Here is a 21874-nt window from a genome sequence, read left to right as displayed (position 1 = left end):
CGTCCGTGTGGGTAGGCTCAGCGCGCGTTGCTTCGACGGTCAACGGCCTCGCGGCGATCGCGGATGCCAGGACAGCGAATCTGGTGATCGATGAAATATCGCGTCCTCGCACTACTTCCCGCGATCGAAGGGCACCATGCTCGGCAGCGTGGTGTTAGGGGGCACGACCAGGTTACCGTTCGGGTCGAGGTGTGCCGATCCCCCGTTGGGGTCCTGATTGTTGTTGCGGAACTGAGGAACTGCCGGTCCCGGGCACATCTGGTCGGTTCCCTCGCCGCACAGACCGTTGGTCAGATACGAACGCTTCTGCAGGTCCGCCGGCCAGTCGGCCATCCGGGTCGCGGTCCACGTGTTGGCCACGTTGTACAGACCGAAGAACAACATGTTGACGAAACCGATCATCGCCAGCGCCCGCAAGACGCTCTTGCGGCGATCCGAGACCTTCAGCGACTCGAGACCGCGGTCGGCGAGCGTTTCGCCGCGGTCGTTCTTGAAGAAACGCAGGATGGCGACCGACGCGAATGCCGAACCGGCCGTGATCATCTCGGTCAGCGGGAACTTGTGGTAGGTGTTCGGGAAGATGTTGAAGTGTCCACCCGGGTACTCCCACACCCCCAGCGGCATGAACATGACGCCTTCCAATACGACGTCGAAGGCGAACATCGCCACGACGCAGATTGCGCCGAGCTTGACCGCACTCAGCTGCGGCCAACGCTTACGCGCGGTCCGCATCACCCAGCCACCGGCGAACATCGCCACCACGAAGCAGTACACGTATGCCCCGGGGACGATCAGAATCGGTTCGACCAGCATCGCGCCGGGCGCGGCCTTGCCGGTCGCGAAGGGAACGCTGTTGACCCACGAGCCATAGTTGAGCGCGTAGGCGTTGTAGGTGAACCAGGTGCCGCTGTAGGCGGACAACGGGTCCTGGAACCACACCGTCGCGAACGCGAGCGTCAGCGCCCCGTCGACGCTGAGTTTCCCGTCCCGCCGCCACGGTTTGACCACCATGAAGTAGAAGCAGCCCAATATCGCCGGAATCGTGAGGACCTCGAAAAACACGACCGCGACCTTCATAAAGGTCGGGACGGGTGTCGGGCCCATCGGCACGGTCTTGAACAACGGGCCCAGCACCCAGTTGGTCAGCACCGCCACCATGAACACCAGGTAGACGGCGCCAACGGCCGCCCACCACTTCACCGGCGCCGACGTGCGGGGCGCGGCATCGACCGGCAGCGGCGGGCCGTCTCGCCTCGGGAGGTCCAGCCGTTCAGCCATCTGGGTCATCGTTGGCCCCTTTCTAGACCGCGTTCAAGAGCGACTCGGACGGCTATTTGTTGTTGGTGAAGCCCGCATCCATCACGAACGTGCTGCCGGTGATGTAGCGGCCCGCGTCCGAAACCAGGTGCATGATCGAATCCGTTACGTCTTGCGGCTCGAGCAATCCATTGGGCACCGGCAGTGGATTTTGCAGGTTCTGCGCGATCGTCGGGAATTCCTGCACATAGCGCCCAAAGGCTTCATTGGCGATCATCGGGGAGTTGACCCCGGTCGGGTGGATGGTGTTCACCCGAATGCCGTCCGGTGCAAGCACATTGGCCCAGGCCCGCATCAGCCCGACGACGGCGTGCTTGGAGGCGGTGTAGCCCAGCACGCCCGGTGACCCGTCCCCGAGGCCGCCGACCAAACCCGCGGTCGAGCTGGTGATCACGATCGACCCCCCGCGCCCACCGGCCTGCAGGTGCGGAATGGCCGGCATCACGGTGTTGAACACACCGGTGAGCATGATGTCGATCCCGGCCAGGAAGGAGTCGCGCCCCAGACGCTGCTGCCCGGTAATGGCCATGACGCCGGCGTTCGCCAGGACGATGTCCAGTCGACCCAGCTCCGCCACACCCTCGTCGACAATGCGCTTGACCGCTTCGTGGTCACGAACGTCGGCCACCGAGAGCAGCGCCTTGCGGCCGAACTTCTCGATCAGCTTGCGCGTCTCTTCGAGATCGTCCTGGGTGGCAAGTGGGTATTCCACCGCATCGTCGTTGGCGCAGATATCGAAGCCGATGATGTCGGCACCCTCTTCGGCCAGCCGCACCGCGTGTGAACGGCCCTGCCCGCGCGCCACTCCGGAGATGAAGGCGACCTTGTTGTCGGCGAGTCCCATATATCCAGCTGTCCTTGTCTTCTGTCCTCCCGAACGGACGTTCTGCCGACGGGTCGCGTTTTTAAGGTTCAACGTCTCATAATTGCCGATCGGCGCATTTGTGTCAATGGTCACACGCACCTGGGCGCCGATCGTCTTGCCAGAACGATCGTTTACATTGCAAAGAAAAACGCGACGGAACGGAGCGAGCCATGGCCCACGACGGTGCTGCGCCCGACATGGCGTGGTGGCACCCCGCATCAGACGCGACAGAAGACTGGCTGACCTGGGTCAACGCGCTGCCGTACTGCCGAGACCTCGGTCTGGAATGCGTCGAGTTGAACGCGGCTTCGGCGACCTTCCGGATGGAACGTTCGACGCTGACCACCAACCCCAACGGCGCGGTGAACGGTGGCACCGTGACCGCCGCGGCCGACCAGATCATGGGCGCGCTCACCATGCGCCAGAGCGAAAAGGGCCTCCTGCCCGCAACCGGCTCCCTGCACATCCAGTTCCATCTGCCGGCGCGGGCGCCGTTGACGTTTCGGGCGACGGTGCTGGGCGGCGGTCGGCGAACCAAGTTCGTCGAAGTGGTCGTCGAGGACCGCAACGGCAACCGCTGCGCCACCAGCCAGGGCACGATGATCGCCGGCGGATCGGCCGAACCGACGTTGCCGAGCACTTAATGAGACGATAAGGTTCTAAAATATTCCCGCCCCGGACAGTGAGGTCTCTGATGTCGCAGCAACCGAACGCCCAAATCGTCGCCGACTTCTATGCCGCGCTCGGTGGCGCCGACCCCGACGCGATCGGAGCGGCGATCGACGCCCACTTTGCCGAGGACGCCGCGATCGAGTGGCCGCCCTCGCTGCCGCATGGGGGCCGCATCGAGGGAAGCCGACGGCTGCGCGGGCTGTTCACCGGAATCGCCAAGGCGGGCAATCAGGCTGGTGCCACCAACCTCACGCTGGTGCGCACGATCGGCGACGGCGATCACGTGGTCGCCTGGATCACCTTCGAGTGGAAAAACCCCGGCTCCGACGATGCGGTTCCCAACTCCGCGCTGGAGGTGTGGTCGTTCTCCGAGGGTCTGGTCCGCGAAATCCGGGCGTTTTACTGGGACTCCGCGGCCATCACCCAGCCGCAGCCCGCGTAAGCACAGTCAGTCATTGAGGAGCAACCAAATGTCGCGTAGCGCAGTCATTGTCGATGCCATTCGATCGCCGATGGCCAAAGGCAAGCCACCCAAGGACGGGCGTCCCGGCGGGGCCTTGAGCGCCGTCCATCCGGTCGAGTTGCTGGGTCAGGTGATCGGGCAACTGATGGCGCGCAACGATTTTGACCCCAGTCGCGTCGACGACGTGATCGCCGGCTGCGTAAGCCAGGTCGGGGAACAGTCCGGGCCGGTGGGCCGTTGGGCCTGGCTCTCGGCAGGGCTGCCCGAAAGCGTGCCCTCGGTGGCGGTGCATCGCGCCTGCGGATCCAGCCAGCAGGCCGCCGATTTCGCCGCACAGGCCGTGATCGCCGGAGCGTGCGACATCGTCGTGGCCGCCGGCGTCGAATCGATGAGCCGCGTCCCGATGTTCACCGCGCGGATCGGTCAGGACCCCTACGGCCCATCGGTGGCCGAAAGGTACGCGCCCGGGCTGGTGTCGCAGGGCATCTCGGCCGAGTTGGTGGCAGCACGCTGGAAACTCGACCGCGAGTCCATCGATCAGTTCGCCGCCACCTCCCACACGAACGCGGCCGGCGCCGACTTCACCGCCGAGATCGTCCCGATCAGCACACCGGACGGCGGCCTGGTCACCACCGACGAGACCGTCCGACCGGCAACCACGGTCGAAGGTTTGGCAACGCTCAAGTCCTCGTTCTACTCCGAAGAAATGGCGGAGCGGTTCCCGGAGATCAGCGACTGGCACATCACTGCGGGCAACTCGTCACAGCTCGCCGACGGTGCGTCAGCAGTGTTGATCATGGGCGACGACACCGCCGCCGAGCTGGGCCTGACCCCGCGGGCGCGGTTCCATGCGTTCGGGCTGGCCGCCGACGATCCGATCACCATGCTGACCGGCCCGATCCCGGCGACCGAGCGGGTGCTTCGCCGATCAAAGCTCTCGCTGGCCGACATCGACCACTACGAAGTCAACGAGGCCTTCGCCCCGGTACCGATGGCCTGGGCGCAGCACTTCGGGGCCGACCCGGCACGACTCAACCCTCGCGGCGGCGCCATCGCGCTGGGCCACCCGCTCGGAGCCTCGGGCGCCCGGCTGCTCACCACAATGTTGCACGCGCTCGAGGCCGGTGGTGGCCGCTTCGGGCTGCAGACGATGTGCGAAGCCGGCGGAATGGCCAACGCCACGATCATCGAACGGCTGTAGAAGCCCCATAAGGATTCGAAAGGACTAGCAACACATGCAGATTGAGGGAATCAGCGCGGTCGTCACCGGAGGTGCTTCCGGTCTCGGGCGCGCGACGGTGGAACGGCTTGTCGGAGGCGGTGCCGCCAAGGTCATCATCGCCGACCTGGCATCCTCCGACGGCGAAACCGTCGCCAAGGAACTCGGTGACACCGTGCAGTTCATCGCCGCCGATGTGCGTAGCCCCGAAGAAGTCAGCGCGGCGATCAGCGCGGCCGTCGAAGCGGGTCCGCTGCGGGCGGTGGTGCACTGCGCCGGACGCGGCGGTCCGGTGCGTGTGGTCAACAAGGACGGATCCCCCGGCTCGCTGGAAACGTACTCCGAGGTCATCGGGATCAACCTGATCGGCTCGTTCAACGTGCTGCGCCTGGCCGCGGCGCAGATGGCCACCAACGAACCGCTCGACGGTGATCGTGGGGTGGTCATCCTGACCGCATCGGTGGCCGCCTTCGAGGGCCAGATCGGTCAGATACCGTACGCGTCGTCCAAGGCGGGCATCGTCGGCATGACCATCGTCGCGGCACGGGATCTGGCGTCCAAGGCGATCCGCGTCTGCACCATCGCGCCCGGCACCTTCGACACACCCTTGCTCGCCAAGGTTTCCGACGAGGTGCGCGCGTCATTGGCGAAGACCGTGCCGCACCCGAGCCGGCTGGGCCTGCCCGACGAGTACGCCCGCCTGGCGTTGTCCATCATCGACAACGGCATGCTCAACGGCGAGACGATTCGCCTCGACGGCGCAATCCGGATGGCACCCAGGTGATTTCGAGCCGCCGGCGTATCTACGGCGACGATCACGAGGTCTTCCGCGACAGCGTCAAACGATTTATCGCCAGCGAGGTCGTACCGCAGCTGGACGAATGGCGCCACGCCGACGGCGTGCCGCGCAGCGTCGTCGCGGCCGCCGGCGAAGCCGGGTTTCTCGGCACCGCGGTGCCCGAGGAGTTCGGCGGCGGCGGTGCCGACGATTTCGGATTCCTGGTCGTCCTGATCGAGGAAGCGGTCGCCGCCGGGGCAACCGGGCTGGCTCTGCTGTTTGCACTGCAGGCCGGCGTCGCGATCCCGTTCTTGCTCGAGCACGGCAGTTCGGCGCACAAACAGCAGTGGCTTCCGGGGCTCGCCACCGGTGAGTTGATCGCGGTTCCCGCGCCCGCCACGTTGTCCGGTGTCGCCGCGGCGCGCATCGCCGACGCGCTGCTGGTGCACAACGACGGCGACGGCGTTGTGTTGACCACGCTCGACCGACCCGGTGTCGTCGTCACCCCGATCTCCGAGAACCTGGCCGGACGTGACGCGGGGCTGGCAGACGTGACGCTCGGCGACGTCGGCGCGAATACCGACCTGATCTACCCGACCACGTTCAGTCGCGACCTCGACCTTTGGTTTGCCGTGCTGGCGCTGGCGAGCGCACGCACGGCGATGGCGTTGGCGGTCGATTACGTGAACGCCAGAAAGGTCTTCGGCCAGCCGCTGGCGGAATTCGAAAACACCCGGTTCCGCCTGGCCGAGCTGTGGGCCGAGCTGGCCAGCCTGACTGCATTCGTCGACTCCTGTGTGCAGCAGCGCGCCGCCGGTGCACTGGATGCGGCCGACGCGGCGGCCGCTCGCCTGACCGCGAGCAGGGTCTGCGCCCAGGCAGTCGACCAGTCCCTGCAACTGCACGGCGGGTACGGCTACATGCGCGAATACCCAATCTCGCACGCGTTCGCCGATGCTCGCTTCCTGCAAGTGATCGCCGCGGCCTATTCCAATCCGCGCGAAACACTGGCATCGACCGTGGCTTTGGGTGCCGCGCCGTAGTTCGTGGCGGCCGCACCGGACGCGGGTGGCGAATTTGGCAGGTTTTGCCGATGTAGCTTGCACGCCAATACGATGCTTGCCGCTGCCGCCACCGCGGCAGCCGCCGCGTATACGGGGCGCACACGCTCGTCGCCCCGGTGCGCGATGAGTGTGCCGAGGCAATCGACCATGTCTCCCGCGGCTCCCAGTGCGACGACCCGGGCACCCACGGGTGGGTCATCTGCGGTGCGAATGGTGACCCAGCCGATCACGCCGTCGCGGATGCCGAGGCTGCGCAGCGGTGGGTGGGTGGCGATTCCGGCGCCGCCCGGGCCAAGCCAATGGCCGCCGACGAGCCGGGGCGCCAACAGCAGCCCGGCGCCATAGACGATTCGGGTTGCACTACGACATCGATGCCGTCGGATTCCGCACGCGCACATGGGGTTACCGTGATGACTCATAGCAGTTCGCCGAGTACTTCTTCCTGTGGGCAACATTCGAGGACTATGCGGTGGGCCTGATCAAGCAACTGCACCCGGACGGGAGCCAGAAGACGGGCGGTGCCCTGGTTCGCGACGGGGAGGTACACACCATCGTCGACGCGCATCTTCCGAAAAACCGTGCCGGCTTCGCACAGCGCGTCGTCATCGACGTGGCCGACGGCTCGGAAGTGACGTTGCATCGCGGCGAGCGGGTCTGGGGCGGATGGTGCCCCATCGGCCTTCCCGAGCGCAATGGTCCGGCCTTCAGTGCTTACGACGAGGTCGTCGACTGGACCGGACCCAACGGCGAAGTGGCCTTCGGCCTCTCCGAAGACGGCCAAATCCGCAACGTGCACTGAGGATCTCGCGCCTGGGGCCAAGCGACCGTTATCGGCTCGGTACCCGCGTCCGGCCGCGCATGGCCCGCTGGTAGGAGTCGAACCACATCTCCTGATACGGCTGATGCGAGACCCGGCCAGACTCGTCGGTCCACCGGTAGATGCACTCGTGGGCCATCAGGTTCGGCCAGGCGGGGACCGGACACAGCGCTATCGCTTCGCCGCTGAACCGGTAGATCCGTCCGGTCTCGTCGCGGACTTCGAGCTCCTGTCGCCGGGCGACGAACTCCGTGGGGTCGTACTCGAGGACGTGGCGCCGGACGTCGGTGATGACGTTGACCGCGGTGCCGTCGATGACGTAGCCGAAGTGGTGGGTCGGCGCGTCGGCACGGACGTCATAGAGCCCGGCCCAGGCCGGATCGGTATCTGGGTGCTCGAATCCGATCTGGTTCAGCGCGAGGTCGGGTCCGAAGTACATCGGGGTCCAACCGATCGGCGGCATCAGGACGGCGGCGCGGCGCTCGGTACGCACCTGAGACCACGACCGGTCGCGGACCGGGCTGCAGTCGATCGCGTAGGTTTCGCCATGCAGTGTCAGCGAGCCGGTACAGCGCATGAACTGCTCACTGCCACCGGCGATCCCGGCCGCGGCAGCCTCGTGGTGCTCCTCCTCACCCGGCATCACGTGACCGCGCGCCACAAGCGGAGTCAGGGCGGCCTGTCGGAGATCGAAGGAGGCGTTGCCGTCGGCGCTCTCGTACGTGACAGCGACCGCGGCACCAGGCTCGACGAAGTCGACCATGAGGTTGTTCGCGGTGCGGATCACGTTGCCGGTGATCTCCGGCCACGGTGACACGACCTCGTAGTCGAGATGTTCGGCGTCCAGGACGGTGTGGTTGTCGGTTCCCCGATAGATGGAGACTCCGGATCCGCAGACACCGAACGTCGGCTGGCAACGGATGTAGATGAAACAGCCAATTCGCGCCTCCGGGATCGAGAACCCGAAGTAGTACGTGTGGATCGTGTGGGGATCCCAGGCCGCGCCAGTAACCGGTCGCGGCAGGTACAGGTCGGTCGCCGGCGGCGCCGTGGTCAGGGGCATCGTTTGCTCCTCGTCCTCGCGGGGCGGTCAGTTCTTGGAGATCAGTCGGATGCCCTCGCCGGCCGGAGCAGGGAGCCCGCAGAGACCGGCGAGTATGCGGCTCGATCCATTGTTTTCGGCCATATCGGCGTCGGGCGGGAGCAACCCGGCGTCGATCATCATCCGCGCCAGACGCACCATGATCGTCGCGCCACGCAGCGCGGCGAACGCCTCGTAGAAGTCGAGGTTGCGAACCTTCCGGCCGGAGAGCTCCTGGTAGCGGCGTATGACCTCATCGCGGTTCGGGAAACCGTCGGGATGGGGGAGCCCGAAGCCCTCGGTGTGGTGGCGGTGCATGAAGAGCCACCAACCGAGGTCCTGCTCGGGGCTGGCGAGGGTCGCCATCTCCCAGTCCAGTACTGCGAGCACCTGACGCCCGGCGCCGAAAATCATGTTCCCGATGCGGGCGTCGCCCCAACTCAGGACGGCAGTCTCGGGTTCGGCCGGCCGGTTCGCGTTGATCCACCGGAAGGCCCCTTCGAGCGTCGGGTGGCTGCGGCCTTCGGCCGCCCAGGCGTAGTAGCGCTCGTAGTAGGCGATCTCCTGATCCAGCGGAGAATCGCCCAGCTCTGGACGGGCAAGGAAGTCGAGACCGAGTTCGATCGGATCGAGCGCGTGGATCTCCGCCAGGACGCGAAGGGCGTTGTCGTTGAGCTCGGCGCGCTCACCCGGAGTCAGGTCGAGGACCCAACCACTGGCGGTGAAGGGCGGGTCGTCAGCCGGGACTCGCCCGTCTACGCCGCTCATCACGAAAAATGGTGCGCCCAGGATGGATTGGTCCTCCTCGAGCCAGAGCATTGCCGGAACCGGAACGCTCGTCGACTCGCCCAACACAGCCATGACGCGGTACTGAGCCGTGATGTCGTAGCTCGGGTAAAGGCCCGCACCGTCCGCCTGTAGCCGGGCGACCATCGGCTCACGGCGAGTTGTCCCGAGGTCGTCCCAGGAAACCTCGAAGAAGAGCGTCTCGTTCGAGAAGCCGCTCGCCGAGGGCGCGCTCAATGCGGAGACACCGACGTGCGCGCGATCCCGAAGCCTGGGGCGAAGCCACCGTTCCAGTGCTTCGCGCACCGCCTCGAGATCCATCTTTTCCACCAACGCCATGCCGCTCTCCCGATCCCGGCGCTGGCGGTCTGCCAGGGCCTTCCCCGCGACAGCATAACCATATCCGTACAACTGTTCAAAAATGAACACCCGTACGGATCAAGCAATTGCACGGCGGCCAGCGGCCCCGCGACACGAGCGAACTCGAACGAGCAACCCCGTGGCCGGTGAACAACCTCCGAGGCGCACAGTCGGCGCGCGGAACAGGCAAGATGGCACCCATGGCCGGCCAGACGAAACCCACGCCACGCATAGCGCGCAAACGCGGTCGCACCCGCGAACGGCTGCTGACCTCTGCCGCCCAGATCATCGCCAACCAAGGCGCCGAGGGACTGCGCCTGCGCGATGTCGCGGACGGAGCTGACGTCGCCGTCGGCTCCTTCTACCAACACTTCGAGTCCAAGGACGAGTTGATCGGCGAGGTCGTCACCGCGACGGTCAAGCGACTCGCGTCCGGCGTCATCGCCGCATCCGCGAGGCTCGACGATCCGGCGGAATCGGCCGCGAGGTCGCACCGGTGGTTCATCGGCCTGGCGACCCACGAGCCAGAGCTCGCGCGCGTGATCGTGAACCTTGAAAGTGCCGACGTCCGCCTCGCGTCGGCGATCCAGTCTGATGCCCGACGTGCACTCCGGCGCGGCATCGACTCGGGACGCTTCCCCGCGATGGATGTCGACTCGACGGTCACGTTCACCGTGGGTGCGACCATCGCCGTGATGCGCGGAATCCTCGACGGCCGCCTCGACCCGAGCGTCGACGGCGCGAGCGTCATCGCGTTCCTGGGAGCCCTGGGCATCGATCGCGCCGAAGCCATCGAGATCGCGGAGCGCTCGGGCTCCCCTAGATGACCCTCGTCCGCCACGGAGCCATGCACAACATCATCGATGCGAATCTTGAGAAGAGAGTTGCGGTTTCGACTATGACCAACCCGGCAGGCGTTACGGGGCTGGCGCATCCTTGAGGATCTCCACCCGTCCGGACGTGCCGTCGACGCGTACCCGCATGCCGTCACGCAAGACGGTCGTTCCGTTACGGGTGCCGGCAACACAAGGAAGCCCCAATTCGCGGCACACGATGGCCGCGTGACTCATCGCGCTACCCACATCGGTGACCACCGCCTCGGCCAGTGGGAACAACGAAGCCCAGCTGGGATCGGTTGCCCGGCAGACTAATACGCTGCCCTCGTCGATATCGGCGTCATCGAGATCGCGCACGACGCGCACGATTCCCTCGGCGGTGCCGGCGCTGACTCCGAGGCCCTCCACTACGTCAGGCCGGCATTCTGCCGCCACGATATCGGCGGCCGTTGTGGTGATCTCGACGTCAGGCTCGCCGCGAAAGACGTGCGGAAGCGAAATCCGGTCGAACATCGCATGATGCGCCTGGCGCTGGCCGACGAGCTCGGCCCAGCGATCGCGGTCGCCGCGGGCGATTTCGTCGATGGTCAGAAACCAGATATCGGTGGGGTCGCCGAGCACTCCGGCGTCGGAGAGATCTCGGCCGATAATGCGCGACGCGGCCCGCGCGACATCCACGGCCCGCAGAATGCTGGCACGGCCTGTCTCGCGCCACGTCGGCGCATGCGCGGCAAAGCGGACAAGTGCCCGCGCCGGGATCGATCGGAACGCACCGAGCGCCTGCTCCAGGCGCCGGACGGCGGCGGCGTGTTCGCGGCGTCGCCGCAGTACCAACTGATCCACATCCTCAGCGTCGCGACGGGATCGGTAGGTTGCGGCCAACTCGACAATGGGCCGCGAATCCTCCCGCCACACAGTCGATTCCACCAGGCCCTCGCGCGGCCCGTGGTAGCCGTGCCGGTGCAGAAAGTCCTCGACGGTTATCGAGTCGGCCGACAGCCGCCACAGGTCCCGCACCAGTTCGAACTCGGCGGTCCCCTCGTCACTTCTGATGAGCTCGTGCTGCAGTCCCTCGATCCCGGCGTTGGTGGCCATGGTTTCGACGCGCCCCATCACTCCCTGGCACGCCATCGAGAGCACCATGTGTATCTCCAGAATGGCCTCAAACCGGCGGCGCGCCTCGACTAACGTAGCAACCGCTAAATCGCCTGCTGGCCTGTCGGATTCGAAGACAGTGGCCCGCCACCATCGTGTCGTCTCTGCGGCACACGGCTCAAGGCTGCGCATCGCGTTTCGCAGTGCGCGAGGAAATTTCGCCGCGACGAACGGATAGCGGCGCATCTTGCGCAGGCCGGTCGGCTCTGGATCACCGCCGCCCTGTACCGATCCGAACAGCTGCGCCTCCATCAGAGCGGCCGAGCCGCCCGGCACGCGCGCGGCCATCCGACCCATCTGATCGAGGTTGGCGATGGCGCGACCGTAGGCCACCGAGAGAAAACGAGCGTCGACATCGTCGGGAATCGGACGCTGCGAATTGGGCAGCACGCCCAGATCCACCCAGCAGCCGCGCATCGTGGATTCCGTCGGCGGGAAGTACATCGACCAGGTCAGCGGTGTGACGGTTCCCGGCAAGCCCTCGTCGACATTGGCTGTGGTCCAGCGCAACTTCGACCCTGGGCAATGGACCGGGCTGGCGGCCAGATCTTCGGGTGTCAGATCGGTGGCCGGTTGCGGCCGGGTCGACGCCACGTCAGCGCTCCCCTGCCAAGGTGCGCACCATCTCGCTGAACGAAGGCATGTCGCAGATTGTAATCGCGATTAAATTCAAGCAGCGCTGGCACTGCTATTTCTGCTCACCCTGTTTGATCAGTCGGCAGATCTCCGCCGAAGCCTCAATGGTGGCCTCCGGCTCGACCGGGACCAGGATGGGCCCAAAGTCGGCGACCAGGTTGATCGTGGAGCCGGCCTCGACGAACGGCCTTATTTCCTTTGCGATCTCGTCCGGGGTGCCGTAGAAGAAGGTCTTGCGCACCATCTCCGGCGTCACCCGGTCGGTGACCGCCTTGATCTCGTCGAGCGTCATCGAATTGGGTTTCATATGGAAGGCGTAGTGCCAATCCAGCGGCATCACCGGCTCGATTCCTTCGGGCTCCCAGTCCCGCTGGTTGATCCGGCCCCCCGTCGCCGCGTACCACTTCACCAACGGGTTATCTACGTACTGCTCAAAGTCGTCCTTGCCCTTGGTGATGAAGGCGATGTGGTGCAGGGCGAAATGGAAAGGGTCGTCGGCGCGGCCCAATTCCTTCAGCGTCTGGCGATGCCCACGCACCAACTCCCCGTACCGCACCGGGTCGGCGTAGACGAACGGCGCCCCGGTCCCGAAACCGTCTGCGTATTTCAGCGCCATCTCCGTCAACCGCGGCCCACCACCCATCGCGATGACCTCGGGCCGGCGATCCTTACCGGCATTGCCGATGAACGCATTTTCGAGTTTGAAGATTTCGCCGTCGAAATTGACCGGCTCTCGAGCCGTCCACAACAGCCGGAGCACCTGCAACGTCTCGTTGAGCCTCTTGAGACCCAGCGAGCGCTTGCGGCCGAAGGGCCCGATGTTGCGCATCTCACCGGCTCCCAACGACAGCAAGGCGGAGCCCGCCGTCGACGATGCCAAGGTAAGCATGGTTTGTGCCAGTTCCGGCGCGTCGCGCCGCAGCGCGTCGGTGCATATCGCGAAGCCCAACTGGTCGACCGCGCTCAGCGCGAATGCCATTGTGGCGAAAGGATCCTGCAGCGAGTCGATGTCCGGAAACTCCGCAGCCAACGGCGTGTTCTCGGGGACGAACAACTTGTTGGGCCACCAGCTGGTGAGCTGATCCCAAATCACCGCGTAGTCGATCTGGCCAGTGGCCTGTAACGCGGCCGCGTACGGCCCGGCGACCTTGGGGTCGAGGTGCCTGGAAGCCCAGATACCAATGCCGGCACGGATTTCGTTCATGGCTGCTCCCACCTGCGACATTGCTGCGGTTACATTTTTAATCTTTTGTAAAACCACTCGTGGCTAAACGTATATGCGGAAATTGTGCGATGTCAACAGCTACCCTGCTGCTATGGCGAGCTCCAAGGTTTCACCGCCCACGGCGCGCGACGCCGCCCGCAGCCAGGTGCTGGACGCGGCGCGCGGCTGCTTTCTGCGAACGGGATTACGCACCAACACCATGGAGGACATCGCCCGTGCCGCGCGGACATCCCGCCAGACGGTTTACAAGCACTTCTCGGGGCGTCGTGAACTGATCGAGGCGGCGATCGCGGCCCGGATCGCGGAACTGGCCGACGACATCCTCGCCCACGACTGGAGCACGATGTCACTGGTCGAGGCGTTTGTCGCCCGCACCGCAGCCGTCGTGCAGTCCATCCGCGACGATCACGAGCTTGGCGTGTTGCTCGGCGAAGGGTCGCCCCTGACCCTGCACGAGGCATTGTGGCAACCCTCGGTGCGACAACGCGGACTCACCGACTGGCGGCCTTGGTTGCGAGAAGCGCGACGCGACGGGCTGATTCGCGGGGACGTCACCGACGAAGACCTCTACGACTGGTTGCAGACCGTGCTGACGTCGCTGATTCTGCGCCCCATCCCCGATCCGCCATACGAACGGATGCTGGTCGAGACTTTCCTACTGAAGTCGCTGAGCGGTCCCTGATCCCCGCAGCATCGCGCGGGCCTGCTCGGTCGGTAGGCAGGACCAGTCCTCGCCGCCCGCGGTGACGCCGTCGAACGTCCACTCCATCCCCGCGCACAGCTGATAGGTGCGGTCATAGACGGGCCATACCAACGTATTCAGACCTGTCCCGGTGGCGTCCAGCGACCGGCCCCGGTCGTCGACGGCGTGCAGTTCGGCGCGCCGGGGCCGCAGATCGGGTCCGCGCTCGGTGACGCGGCAGGTCCCGCCGGTGATGAGCCCGCTTTCGCCGTCGCGGCAGTAGAAACCGAAGGCGACGGCGTCGTCTACGCCAAGGACGGGATCCTGCGCGGGCGGCTGTTTGCTCACCGACAGCACCGAGAAGTAGTTGCGCTCCGAAGCACAACACCACATCAGCTCCATCCGTCGCGCCGCGGTCGCGTCGCGCGGGCCCCACGACCGGTCGCGGATCGCCGGATGATCGACCGCGATCGTCTGGCCGTCGACGCAAACCGTGCCGGTCATCCGTCCGTACTGCTGATAGTGCCCGTTGGTGAAGCCCTCGGACTCGGTGGTCCAGCCATCCAGGCCCTTGTTCTGGCCGAACGCGAACGGGTCGCTGAGTCTACGCCACTCGAGGTCGACGTCCATCGCGCCACGGTGACGAATTCGGAAGTGGCCAAAGGGTTCCAGCATCTGCACCGAAAGCCCGTTGTCGAGCGTGAAATCGAACATGTCCGCGCCCACGGGCAGCGCTAGATGCCGGTTGTAGTCGTAGCCGAGGCAGTCGTACTCGCTACTGCCGGAGGGATCCCACACCTTCACGCCGCCGGCCGACAGATTCATGTTCGGCCGGTGGAAGAAATACACGTAGATCGTGGTCCGGCGCTCCGGCAGAACGATGCCGAACCAGCTGCTCTCGTTCCAATGCGGATGATCGCTGCGGGCATGGAAGTGCTCGTCCGCGGCGTCGATGTGGATCGCATGCGTTGCCCCGGTCATCTCAAGCCCTCACGAAGATGTCGAGCGCCACCAAGACCACGAAGACGGCCAGGACGTAGCCCTCGAACAACGCCCGCAGGGCTCGTGGGGCGACCCGCAGATCCATGAAATGGATACCGATGAGCCGCACCTTGAACAACGCGATACCGACAATGATCACCGCACCCACCGAAGCGAATCCGGCGCCCTGCTCGACGCCTACCAGAAACGAGCCGAAGGTCAATACCAGCAACAGCACCCACACCAGGGTCACGCGACGGGTTGCGGTCATCGTCACCTCACCAGATAGAACAGGGCGAACAGGACCACCCATAGCAAATCGACCATGTGCCAGAAGATTCCACCGATCTCGCACAGTCGTTCCTGCTTCTCCCCGAACTCCGCCGAGCGGAGCACGACGATCAACCGGCTCAGCACGGCCAGGCCGATCACCACGTGCAGCAGATGGATACCGGTGAACATGAAGTAATACGAGAAGAACTCGCCGCTGCCCACCCCTTTGTGCGCGGCGAACAACTGAGTCCATTCGATGGCCTTGACAGCGATGAAGCCGAACCCGCACGACATCGCGGCCGCGATCAGGCGCCAGGCGCCGGCACGCCGTCCGGCGAGGACCCGCTGCACCGCGAGCACCACCAACAGCGAACTCGACAGCAGCAGAACGGTATTGATCGTACCGAGCGCAACGTGCAGCTCGGTGTGGTCGTGCGCGAACAACGCACGGTTCTTGCCGCGGGAGTACATGAAGGTCGCGAAGAACAGGGCGAACACTGTCATGTCGCCCAGTACGAAAACCCAGATTCCCTCTTCGCCAGGGATTTTGCGCGGTGTATCCGCGGTCGTCTGCTGCTCCCGCGATTGCCGGATCAAGGTCATCGCTGCAACTGACTCCGCCGCGGCCCGCTCTCCGGTGTCACCGAGTCAATCGAGTCATCTTCCGAGGAGCCAACACTCACCCACAACTGCCATGTCATGACCAAGAACCAGGTTCCAAAGAAAACCGCCGCCATCCAGAACGCCAGCAGGCCGTTCCAGGCGAACACGCCGTTCTTGAACAACACCGCCAAACCGCCGGCGCAGAAAATGAACGCACACCAGACGTTGAAGTAGCCCAGCCACCGAGGCCAAACTTCACGTTTCGCACCAAAGATGGCAAATCCAATGGCCAGACACTGGATGAGTGCGGGTGGCCAGTTCATGATGAAAGGCAGCCAGCCAAGGTCGTTGAGCGCCTGGGTGATTTCGGGATTGCGCTCGGGACGGTACGACGCCGCGGCGAAGAAAAAGGTCGGCATGATGATCGCCATCACCGCAAGCCCGACCCCGACAATTTCTGCGTAGGCAAGTGCGGAGTACTTTCCGCCCTCCATCTGCCTGATTCGGACCGCGATGAGCGCTCCGAACGGCACCTGAAGTCCCGAGGCGGCCAGCAGTAGAACCAGCCCCAGCCGCTTGAGTCCGGTGTTCGTCGACCAGAAATGAGCTACCTCGTCGGCGTTGCGCATCGGCGATATCGGTGGAAGCAAACCGATCATCAGCATCGCCGGAAACAGCGTCAGCACAAACAATGCGCCGCTGATCGCCATCGTCTTCTGAAGGCCTGGTGTCATCGCAGAACTCCCTTGTTCCCGAGGCTCAAATCATTGATCCAATTTTCGCCGTTGCGTCGTGGGTCGTCCAGGTTTCTCCCGAACGACCCACGACGGCAATGACTTACACCGAGGCTTGATGCCGGCGCGGTTTCGCACTTGCTCCGTCCGCGAATACGACGGTGGGGCCGACCATCAAGGCCTGAGTCGGATCCTCGGGGTTGGTCGCGATCCCGTCGCCGGCTTTCACGCCGCCTTCCTCGCACATCTTCTGCCACATCGCCATCCGCGTCGAGCGCTTCGGCGTCAGCTTCCCGTAGGCGAAGATCCGCCACAGCGTCCAGTTCGGTGCCGGCAGCGACTGTGGCCGCCCGACGAGCTTGTGCAGGACGAACATCCAGCCGACCATCATCGCCATCATGACCGTCGTAGCCACCCAGCGCGCCGCGACCGGCATTGTCGAGTTGTGCGCGAGCAGGTGAATCCAGCCGATCCCGAAGTAGTTCATCATCATGCCGGTCGGTGCCACGAGCAACAGCCACAGCTTGTGCGCCCCCTTCAGGCGCGGCACCGCGAAGGCCAGCATCGCACCGATGGTGACGAAAGAGCCGCCGTTGATGAAACCCCACCAGTAGGGGAAACCGAGGAACTTGTAGGGCTGCACGCCGTAGTACTCGTAGGTCCGCAGGTTGATGCCGATGGTCTCCATCAGTGCGTCGGTGGCAATGCCCAAGCCCAGCAGCATGACGAAGTGCTTGGCATGCGCGCCATTACGGATGACGAAGTAGCAGAAATACGCCTCGAGACCGAGAAAAGCCACGTAGCACAGCGGGATGAGCGCGGGCACGGTGATGCCGAAGTTGGTGAAGGCCGGCACCAGGTTCTTGGCCCAGTGCAAGTGGCCCAGCATGTCGAGCATGGGTTCGCACTGGCTGCAAATGAAACCGCTGGCAATGACGAGCAGCGGAATGTAGTTCTTGCTCCGCGCGGCCGCCCTGATCGCCCACGGCAGCGCGAAGATAACGGCGGCGGCGCCGGCGACGAAGAAGAAGGTGATCTGAGCCGGAGCGCTGGCGATGAAGTCACCGGGGCTCGGCTTGATGTTCGGCGGCCAGCCTTCCTCACCCACCAGCGGCCACCAACTGCTACTACTCAGCATCACACTCATCGATATCGGACCTTTCTGGCTACGAATGTCTCGCACCACTGCTGAAGTGCCGTTTTTCCTGCCAGTAGCGACCGGCAAACCCCCGCGGCAGCTGTGTACCAGCTCACACTAACACGGTGTCCATACAAGGTGTATACCAGTTTTGAAAAATGCTTATATTTCTGTTGTTGGGCACGATCAGACGAGCGGATCGCAGGTAAGGTTTCGGCGATGACCGATATGACTCGGCGAGCGGTCGGTCGTCGGCGCGTGGTGGATACCGAAGCGTCGGTGGCCGAAAGCATCTTCTCGGCGACCGCGCGTCTGCTGGCGCGGGAGCCATTCAGCGACGTCAGCGTTGCACAGATTCTCACTGAGGCGGGAGTCTCGAGGGCAACCTTCTACTTCTATTTCTCCTCCAAGTTCTCGGTGCTCAGTGGCCTGCTGGAGCGCGCGATGAACGACATCTTCGAGACCGTGCAACCCTTCCTGGCCCGATCCCCCGAAGACTCGCCGACGGTCGCCCTGCAGCGCAGCATTCGGGCCGTCACACAGGCCTGGCATCGTCACCGTCCGGTATTGCAAGCGGCGAATCACCACTGGCACGCCGAGCCGGAATTGCGCAATCTGTGGCTGGGAATCACCGAACGCTTCATCTCTGCCGGGGCCGCCGAGATCGACCGCGAACGCGCCGCGGGCATCATCACCTCGCCGGTACCGAGCCGCACCCTCGCCGCAACCCTGTTCTGGGGCACCGAAAGAGTGCTCTACATCGCGGGGCTCGGAGTCGAACCGAATCTGGCCGATGAGGAAGCCGCCGTCGACGTGTTGGTCACCATGTGGCGCGGGACCCTCTACGCGCCGGCGTGAGCCGGCTTGCGTGGCTTACGACGCCGTCGTCGAATCAGACATAACGGCGGCGAGCATGTCAGTGAGATCGACCAGTTTCACTCTGGGCCGATCAACTTGTTCGCCGCGTTGACGCTCAGCGGCGTCGATGGCACACCACCCCTGCCAGTCGACGGGTTCGCGAACCCGCTGTGCGAGCAACGAAGTCAGCGCATCCTGGTCGCCAACTACACGCGTGAGCGCACCGGCGTCGAAGTCTTCCCAGAGTTTGCGCACCGACTGTTCAGCGCAACTCCGATTGGTCCCGATTACCCCGCGGGAACCACGTTTGATCCACCCGGTGACATAGACGCCCGGGACCGGCAGACCGTCCTCGCCGAGGACGCGACCACCGTCGTTCGGCACCACACCGCTGTTGGAATCGAAGGCGACGCCGTCAATCGGCGTGCCTCGATAGCCGACCGAGCGCAAGATCAATCGAGCCGCGATCACGTCGGTTTCCCCGCCGGGTCGTGTCACGCGCAGGCCTTCGGTACGGGTGTCGCCGACCACCTCGATCGGGGAAGTGAGGAACCTGAAGACAATTCGCTTGTTTTCCGGTTGCTGCGGGCGCTGCGCGAATTCGCGCGCAATCGCCAGCTTGATGGCCGTCTCGGCATCGTCGCCAGGCTGCGGCTCCAGGTCATCGCTGTCGATGACGATATCGACGCCGGGCAGATGCCCCAGCGCGAGAAACTCGCCAACCGAATACGCGGCCTCTCGGGGTCCCCGACGGGCGATGATCTGCACCTCACGAATCATGCTGTCCGACAAGCTGTCTAGTGCATGTTCGGCGATGTCGGTCTGCCTCAATTCATCCGGCGCCGTGAGCAAGACCCGGGCGACGTCCAGTGCCACGTTGCCGTTGCCGATGATGACGGCCCGCTGGGCGGATAGGTCGAAACCATGATGGGCATGGTCGGGGTGACCGTTGTACCACCCGACGAAGTCGGCGGCGGCGTGACTGCCGGGCAGATGTTCGCCAGGGATGCCCAGCTCCCGGCTCTGCGACGCCCCCACCGCATAGATCACGGCGTGATGGTGCGCCAGCAGTTCTTCGTGCGTGATGTCTCGCCCAATCGCGACGTTGAGGTGACAACGCAGCGTACGGCTGGTCAGGGCCGGATCGAAGACCTCGACCACCGCCTTGGTGCGTTGGTGATCCGGCGCCACTCCGGCGCGGACGAGTCCGAAAGGTGTGGGGAGACGCTCGAATAGCGCGATCTCCACCCCGCCGACGCGAGCGAGCGCATTGGCGGCGTAGCAGCCCGAAGGGCCGGCGCCCACGATGGCAACCCGCAGCGAGCCGGGTGCCACCGCCGCGTGGGTGTCTCCACGCGCCTGAACCTCCATGGTCAGCGGCGTGTGCTCGAAGTAGCGCGCGTTGATGTCCAGGAACCGCTCGAATTCGGCCGGTAGCTCTTCCTCGTAATAGATCGCATCGACCGGGCACTCCTCTGCACAAGCTCCGCAGTCGATGCAGGTCGCGGGGTCGATGTACAGCATCTCGGTGCCGGTTAATTCGCCCGCCCCAGCCACGGGACGAATGCAGTCCACCGGGCACACCGGCACGCAACTGGCGTCTTTGCAGCAATTTTGGGTGATGACGAAAGTCACTGCTTCTTGGTCCTCGATCGACTCTGCGCCGGCAGAGCGGGTGTTCACGGGTTGCGCCAGCGGCACCCCTGACGAGCTGCCGAACCGGCTATTTTTAATCCATTTTCAATTCCGTACCCACGGTACCATAAGTTGACTTACGGTCGCTATTGCCGACCATCTCGCGCTATGCGGTCGCGCTATGCGCTCAGCGCCGCCTCGGGAAACGACTGCACTCCCCGTTCCCGGCGGGCCTCCACAATCACCAGATATGCGCTGACACAGATCCAGATGAAGAAGATCGCGACCCCGATCCCCCAGACAACGATCCCGTTCCAGGCCAACGGTCCTTCCTTGAAGAACACCACCATCCCTGCAGGAAAGACGCCGAGAACCGCGAAGAAGTTGAGATACGCATACCAACGCGGGAACACCGGAACGGCATTGCGATCTTGCAGCACGATCGCACCGATGATCGCGTTCTGGATGAGCACGGTGGTCGTGGTGCCGATGAAGGTCAGCCACGCCACATCGTTGAGCGCCTGGGTCACCACCGGGTCACGCTCGGGACGATAGGCCACGCCCTGCCACAACATGAGCGGCAAGATGATCTCGAGCACGGTGCAGGCGGCCGCGGCGAGCTGTGCGTAGACCAGGGTGCGCGGCGCGCCCTCGATCCGACGCATCTGGGCCGAAATCACCGCGTAAAACGGTGCGAGCAAACCTGTCCCGAGCATCGCGATGAACAGCCCGATCCGCTTGGCCACCGTGTCGTGGGCAAACCACGCCGCGATCTCCGCCGCGCTCAGCGAGGGCGCGGGCGGCCAGATGAAGTGGCCGATCGGTAGCAGGCCGATGAAGAACAGCAGCGTCATCGCCGGGCCGCACCAGGCGCACACCACTTGGTTACGGTATGTCACAGCCGGGCTTCCTTTCGCCCCGCGGCCAGCCGGGCGACCTCGGCACGCAGCTGCCGAACCTCGTCGGCGAGATCGGTTCCGGCGGAATATGCTTGCGCTCCGGCCTCTAGGGCGCCACCGGTCTTCAGCATCAGCACCGACATCGTGATCATCCAGATCGCGAACACCGTCAGTGGCAGGTACCAGGTGAACAACCCGTTCCACGCGAACGGCCCGTCGTGGAAGAAGACGGCGATCGTGCCGGGTGTGAACAACACCGCCACCCAGTAATTGAGATAGCCTGCCCAGCGCGGAAATATGGGGTCGGGGTGCCCGTCCTGGGTGTCGAGGAAAATCGCGGTGCCGATTGCGAAGGTTTGCAGCATCGGCGTCGAGGTGATGCAGACGAACAGGAACCACGCGGTGTCATTCATCGCCAGCAGGACCTGTGGATCTCGCGACCGATACGTCATCGACTGCCAGATAATCAGCGAGATAATGAATTCCAGGACGAACAGGGCCCCGACAGCCAGGTTCGTATAGGCCAGCGCCCCGACGCGCCCCCGCATCCGCAGCATCACGATGGTGATGGCCGCGCTCCACGAGGCCAACAGCGCCGAGGCGAACAGTGAAACGATCATGCCGATCCGGATCCGCACGGCGTGTTGGGTGAACAGTTGTCCCAGCTGCTCGCCGGTGAGTTTCGGCGCCGGTGGCGGGATGAATCCCGCGATCACCCAGAATCCCGCCAGAAACATGACAAGGCAGGCGATTCCACTCCACGCACAGAGACGCTGAGCCGTCGTGTTCATTCGGTG

The 21874-nt window shown here is 64.7% G+C and carries 24 protein-coding genes; 9 read left to right on the top strand and 15 right to left on the bottom strand.

Features of this window, described 5'->3' with window-relative positions:
* Positions 1-111 precede the first annotated feature (111 nt).
* Both G6N55_RS27720 and G6N55_RS27715 read right to left on the bottom strand, forming a co-directional pair.
* Entirely contained in the window at positions 112-1287 is a 1176-nt protein-coding gene (locus tag G6N55_RS27720; RefSeq protein WP_085221468.1) for a spirocyclase AveC family protein, read from the bottom strand.
* A gap of 43 nt (positions 1288-1330) precedes the next feature.
* Complete coding sequence (locus tag G6N55_RS27715; RefSeq protein WP_085221467.1) at positions 1331-2161, bottom strand: mycofactocin-coupled SDR family oxidoreductase; 831 nt, start codon at positions 2159-2161, stop codon at positions 1331-1333.
* 191 nt (positions 2162-2352) lie between these two features.
* Between G6N55_RS27715 and G6N55_RS27710 the strand changes: the two genes are divergently transcribed.
* From G6N55_RS27710 to G6N55_RS27690, 5 genes are read left to right on the top strand one after another with little or no spacing between them, the layout of a single operon-like run.
* Positions 2353-2826: a PaaI family thioesterase gene (locus G6N55_RS27710; RefSeq protein ID WP_085221466.1), complete on the top strand. Its 474-nt coding sequence runs from the start codon at positions 2353-2355 to the stop codon at positions 2824-2826.
* Positions 2827-2876: 50 nt separating this feature from the next.
* On the top strand, positions 2877-3296 hold the full coding sequence (locus tag G6N55_RS27705; RefSeq protein ID WP_085221465.1) for a nuclear transport factor 2 family protein: 420 nt from the start codon (positions 2877-2879) through the stop codon (positions 3294-3296).
* 28 nt (positions 3297-3324) lie between these two features.
* The gene (locus G6N55_RS27700; protein WP_085221464.1) at positions 3325-4518 is read left to right on the top strand and encodes a thiolase family protein; all 1194 of its coding nucleotides are present in this window, start codon (positions 3325-3327) and stop codon (positions 4516-4518) included.
* Between the two features lie 34 nt (positions 4519-4552).
* Positions 4553-5320, top strand: a complete 768-nt coding sequence (locus G6N55_RS27695) for an SDR family NAD(P)-dependent oxidoreductase (protein ID WP_085221463.1) — start codon at positions 4553-4555, stop codon at positions 5318-5320.
* Positions 5317-6357: an acyl-CoA dehydrogenase family protein gene (locus tag G6N55_RS27690; protein ID WP_085221462.1), complete on the top strand. Its 1041-nt coding sequence runs from the start codon at positions 5317-5319 to the stop codon at positions 6355-6357. The genes G6N55_RS27695 and G6N55_RS27690 overlap by 4 nt, the downstream gene beginning before the upstream one ends.
* Here G6N55_RS27690 and G6N55_RS27685 read toward each other — a convergent pair.
* Positions 6300-6704, bottom strand: coding sequence for a hypothetical protein (locus G6N55_RS27685; RefSeq protein WP_085221461.1), 405 nt, complete (start codon positions 6702-6704; stop codon positions 6300-6302). The two genes, G6N55_RS27690 and G6N55_RS27685, sit on opposite strands and share 58 nt — an antisense overlap.
* Positions 6705-6847: 143 nt before the next feature.
* Between G6N55_RS27685 and G6N55_RS27680 the strand changes: the two genes are divergently transcribed.
* The gene (locus G6N55_RS27680) at positions 6848-7177 is read left to right on the top strand and encodes a hypothetical protein (protein ID WP_085221460.1); all 330 of its coding nucleotides are present in this window, start codon (positions 6848-6850) and stop codon (positions 7175-7177) included.
* Between the two features lie 28 nt (positions 7178-7205).
* Here the strand turns inward: G6N55_RS27680 and G6N55_RS27675 are convergent, their stop codons facing one another.
* A complete protein-coding gene (locus G6N55_RS27675; RefSeq protein ID WP_085221459.1) occupies positions 7206-8258 on the bottom strand; it encodes a DUF7064 domain-containing protein in 1053 nt (350 codons plus the stop codon).
* 27 nt (positions 8259-8285) lie between these two features.
* On the bottom strand, positions 8286-9401 hold the full coding sequence (locus G6N55_RS27670) for a phosphotransferase family protein (RefSeq protein ID WP_085221716.1): 1116 nt from the start codon (positions 9399-9401) through the stop codon (positions 8286-8288).
* 221 nt (positions 9402-9622) lie between these two features.
* On the opposite strand from G6N55_RS27670, the gene G6N55_RS27665 reads away from it, so the two are divergent.
* Positions 9623-10249 carry a TetR/AcrR family transcriptional regulator gene (locus tag G6N55_RS27665; RefSeq protein ID WP_163667561.1) on the top strand — a complete coding sequence of 209 codons (627 nt, stop codon included), beginning with the start codon at positions 9623-9625 and terminating at the stop codon, positions 10247-10249.
* A gap of 90 nt (positions 10250-10339) precedes the next feature.
* On the opposite strand, the gene G6N55_RS27660 is transcribed toward G6N55_RS27665, so the two are convergent.
* Together G6N55_RS27660 and G6N55_RS27655 are read right to left on the bottom strand one after the other, a co-directional pair.
* Complete coding sequence (locus G6N55_RS27660) at positions 10340-12007, bottom strand: PEP-utilizing enzyme (RefSeq protein ID WP_085221457.1); 1668 nt, start codon at positions 12005-12007, stop codon at positions 10340-10342.
* A 94-nt stretch (positions 12008-12101) separates the two neighbouring features.
* On the bottom strand, positions 12102-13253 hold the full coding sequence (locus tag G6N55_RS27655) for an LLM class flavin-dependent oxidoreductase (RefSeq protein WP_085221456.1): 1152 nt from the start codon (positions 13251-13253) through the stop codon (positions 12102-12104).
* A gap of 112 nt (positions 13254-13365) precedes the next feature.
* On the opposite strand from G6N55_RS27655, the gene G6N55_RS27650 reads away from it, so the two are divergent.
* Complete coding sequence (locus G6N55_RS27650) at positions 13366-13956, top strand: TetR/AcrR family transcriptional regulator (protein WP_163667558.1); 591 nt, start codon at positions 13366-13368, stop codon at positions 13954-13956.
* On the opposite strand, the gene G6N55_RS27645 is transcribed toward G6N55_RS27650, so the two are convergent.
* The 5 genes from G6N55_RS27645 to G6N55_RS27625 all read right to left on the bottom strand — a co-directional run bounded on the left by G6N55_RS27645 (position 13930) and on the right by G6N55_RS27625 (position 17685).
* Positions 13930-14937 (bottom strand): DUF7065 domain-containing protein, encoded by a 1008-nt coding sequence (locus tag G6N55_RS27645; protein ID WP_085221454.1) that lies wholly within the window; start codon positions 14935-14937, stop codon positions 13930-13932. The genes G6N55_RS27650 and G6N55_RS27645 overlap by 27 nt on opposite strands.
* Before the next feature lies 1 nt (position 14938).
* Complete coding sequence (locus G6N55_RS27640; protein WP_085221453.1) at positions 14939-15208, bottom strand: cytochrome C oxidase subunit IV family protein; 270 nt, start codon at positions 15206-15208, stop codon at positions 14939-14941.
* Between the two features lie 2 nt (positions 15209-15210).
* Positions 15211-15813, bottom strand: coding sequence for a cytochrome c oxidase subunit 3 (locus tag G6N55_RS27635; RefSeq protein WP_085221452.1), 603 nt, complete (start codon positions 15811-15813; stop codon positions 15211-15213).
* Positions 15810-16523: a hypothetical protein gene (locus tag G6N55_RS27630; protein ID WP_139826761.1), complete on the bottom strand. Its 714-nt coding sequence runs from the start codon at positions 16521-16523 to the stop codon at positions 15810-15812. Before G6N55_RS27630 ends, G6N55_RS27635 begins: the two co-directional genes overlap by 4 nt.
* 127 nt (positions 16524-16650) lie before the next feature.
* Positions 16651-17685 carry a type 1 periplasmic-binding domain-containing protein gene (locus G6N55_RS27625; RefSeq protein ID WP_372517625.1) on the bottom strand — a complete coding sequence of 345 codons (1035 nt, stop codon included), beginning with the start codon at positions 17683-17685 and terminating at the stop codon, positions 16651-16653.
* A 219-nt stretch (positions 17686-17904) separates the two neighbouring features.
* Here G6N55_RS27625 and G6N55_RS27620 point away from each other — a divergent pair, with 219 nt between their 5' ends.
* Positions 17905-18543 carry a TetR/AcrR family transcriptional regulator gene (locus G6N55_RS27620; protein ID WP_085221449.1) on the top strand — a complete coding sequence of 213 codons (639 nt, stop codon included), beginning with the start codon at positions 17905-17907 and terminating at the stop codon, positions 18541-18543.
* A 15-nt stretch (positions 18544-18558) separates the two neighbouring features.
* Here G6N55_RS27620 and G6N55_RS27615 read toward each other — a convergent pair whose 3' ends face one another.
* From G6N55_RS27615 to G6N55_RS27605, 3 genes are all read right to left on the bottom strand, one after another.
* Positions 18559-20178 (bottom strand): FAD-dependent oxidoreductase, encoded by a 1620-nt coding sequence (locus tag G6N55_RS27615; RefSeq protein ID WP_085221715.1) that lies wholly within the window; start codon positions 20176-20178, stop codon positions 18559-18561.
* 179 nt (positions 20179-20357) lie between these two features.
* Entirely contained in the window at positions 20358-21077 is a 720-nt protein-coding gene (locus tag G6N55_RS27610; RefSeq protein WP_085221448.1) for a hypothetical protein, read from the bottom strand.
* Entirely contained in the window at positions 21074-21868 is a 795-nt protein-coding gene (locus G6N55_RS27605) for a hypothetical protein (RefSeq protein WP_139826760.1), read from the bottom strand. Before G6N55_RS27605 ends, G6N55_RS27610 begins: the two co-directional genes overlap by 4 nt.
* Positions 21869-21874: the final 6 nt, after the last annotated feature.

Origin of the sequence: Mycobacterium florentinum, from assembly GCF_010730355.1 — a bacterium.
Lineage (GTDB): Bacteria > Actinomycetota > Actinomycetes > Mycobacteriales > Mycobacteriaceae > Mycobacterium > Mycobacterium florentinum.
The sequence above is the reverse complement of the archived record's forward strand: the minus strand, read 5'-3'. Positions and strand labels throughout refer to the sequence as shown.

Bases quoted from the DNA above. Each gene is read 5' to 3' on its own strand.
- G6N55_RS27720 (WP_085221468.1), bottom strand. From the start codon at position 1,287: ATGACCCAGATGGCTGAACGGCTGGACCTCCCGAGGCGAGACGGCCCG.
- G6N55_RS27715 (WP_085221467.1), bottom strand. From the start codon at position 2,161: ATGGGACTCGCCGACAACAAGGTCGCCTTCATCTCCGGAGTGGCGCGC.
- G6N55_RS27710 (WP_085221466.1), top strand. From the start codon at position 2,353: ATGGCCCACGACGGTGCTGCGCCCGACATGGCGTGGTGGCACCCCGCA.
- G6N55_RS27705 (WP_085221465.1), top strand. From the start codon at position 2,877: ATGTCGCAGCAACCGAACGCCCAAATCGTCGCCGACTTCTATGCCGCG.
- G6N55_RS27700 (WP_085221464.1), top strand. From the start codon at position 3,325: ATGTCGCGTAGCGCAGTCATTGTCGATGCCATTCGATCGCCGATGGCC.
- G6N55_RS27695 (WP_085221463.1), top strand. From the start codon at position 4,553: ATGCAGATTGAGGGAATCAGCGCGGTCGTCACCGGAGGTGCTTCCGGT.
- G6N55_RS27675 (WP_085221459.1), bottom strand. From the start codon at position 8,258: ATGCCCCTGACCACGGCGCCGCCGGCGACCGACCTGTACCTGCCGCGA.
- G6N55_RS27670 (WP_085221716.1), bottom strand. From the start codon at position 9,401: ATGGCGTTGGTGGAAAAGATGGATCTCGAGGCGGTGCGCGAAGCACTG.
- G6N55_RS27665 (WP_163667561.1), top strand. From the start codon at position 9,623: ATGGCCGGCCAGACGAAACCCACGCCACGCATAGCGCGCAAACGCGGT.
- G6N55_RS27655 (WP_085221456.1), bottom strand. From the start codon at position 13,253: ATGAACGAAATCCGTGCCGGCATTGGTATCTGGGCTTCCAGGCACCTC.
- G6N55_RS27650 (WP_163667558.1), top strand. From the start codon at position 13,366: ATGGCGAGCTCCAAGGTTTCACCGCCCACGGCGCGCGACGCCGCCCGC.
- G6N55_RS27645 (WP_085221454.1), bottom strand. From the start codon at position 14,937: ATGACCGGGGCAACGCATGCGATCCACATCGACGCCGCGGACGAGCAC.
- G6N55_RS27640 (WP_085221453.1), bottom strand. From the start codon at position 15,208: ATGACCGCAACCCGTCGCGTGACCCTGGTGTGGGTGCTGTTGCTGGTA.
- G6N55_RS27635 (WP_085221452.1), bottom strand. From the start codon at position 15,813: ATGACCTTGATCCGGCAATCGCGGGAGCAGCAGACGACCGCGGATACA.
- G6N55_RS27630 (WP_139826761.1), bottom strand. From the start codon at position 16,523: ATGGCGATCAGCGGCGCATTGTTTGTGCTGACGCTGTTTCCGGCGATG.
- G6N55_RS27625 (WP_372517625.1), bottom strand. From the start codon at position 17,685: ATGCTGAGTAGTAGCAGTTGGTGGCCGCTGGTGGGTGAGGAAGGCTGG.
- G6N55_RS27620 (WP_085221449.1), top strand. From the start codon at position 17,905: ATGACCGATATGACTCGGCGAGCGGTCGGTCGTCGGCGCGTGGTGGAT.
- G6N55_RS27605 (WP_139826760.1), bottom strand. From the start codon at position 21,868: ATGAACACGACGGCTCAGCGTCTCTGTGCGTGGAGTGGAATCGCCTGC.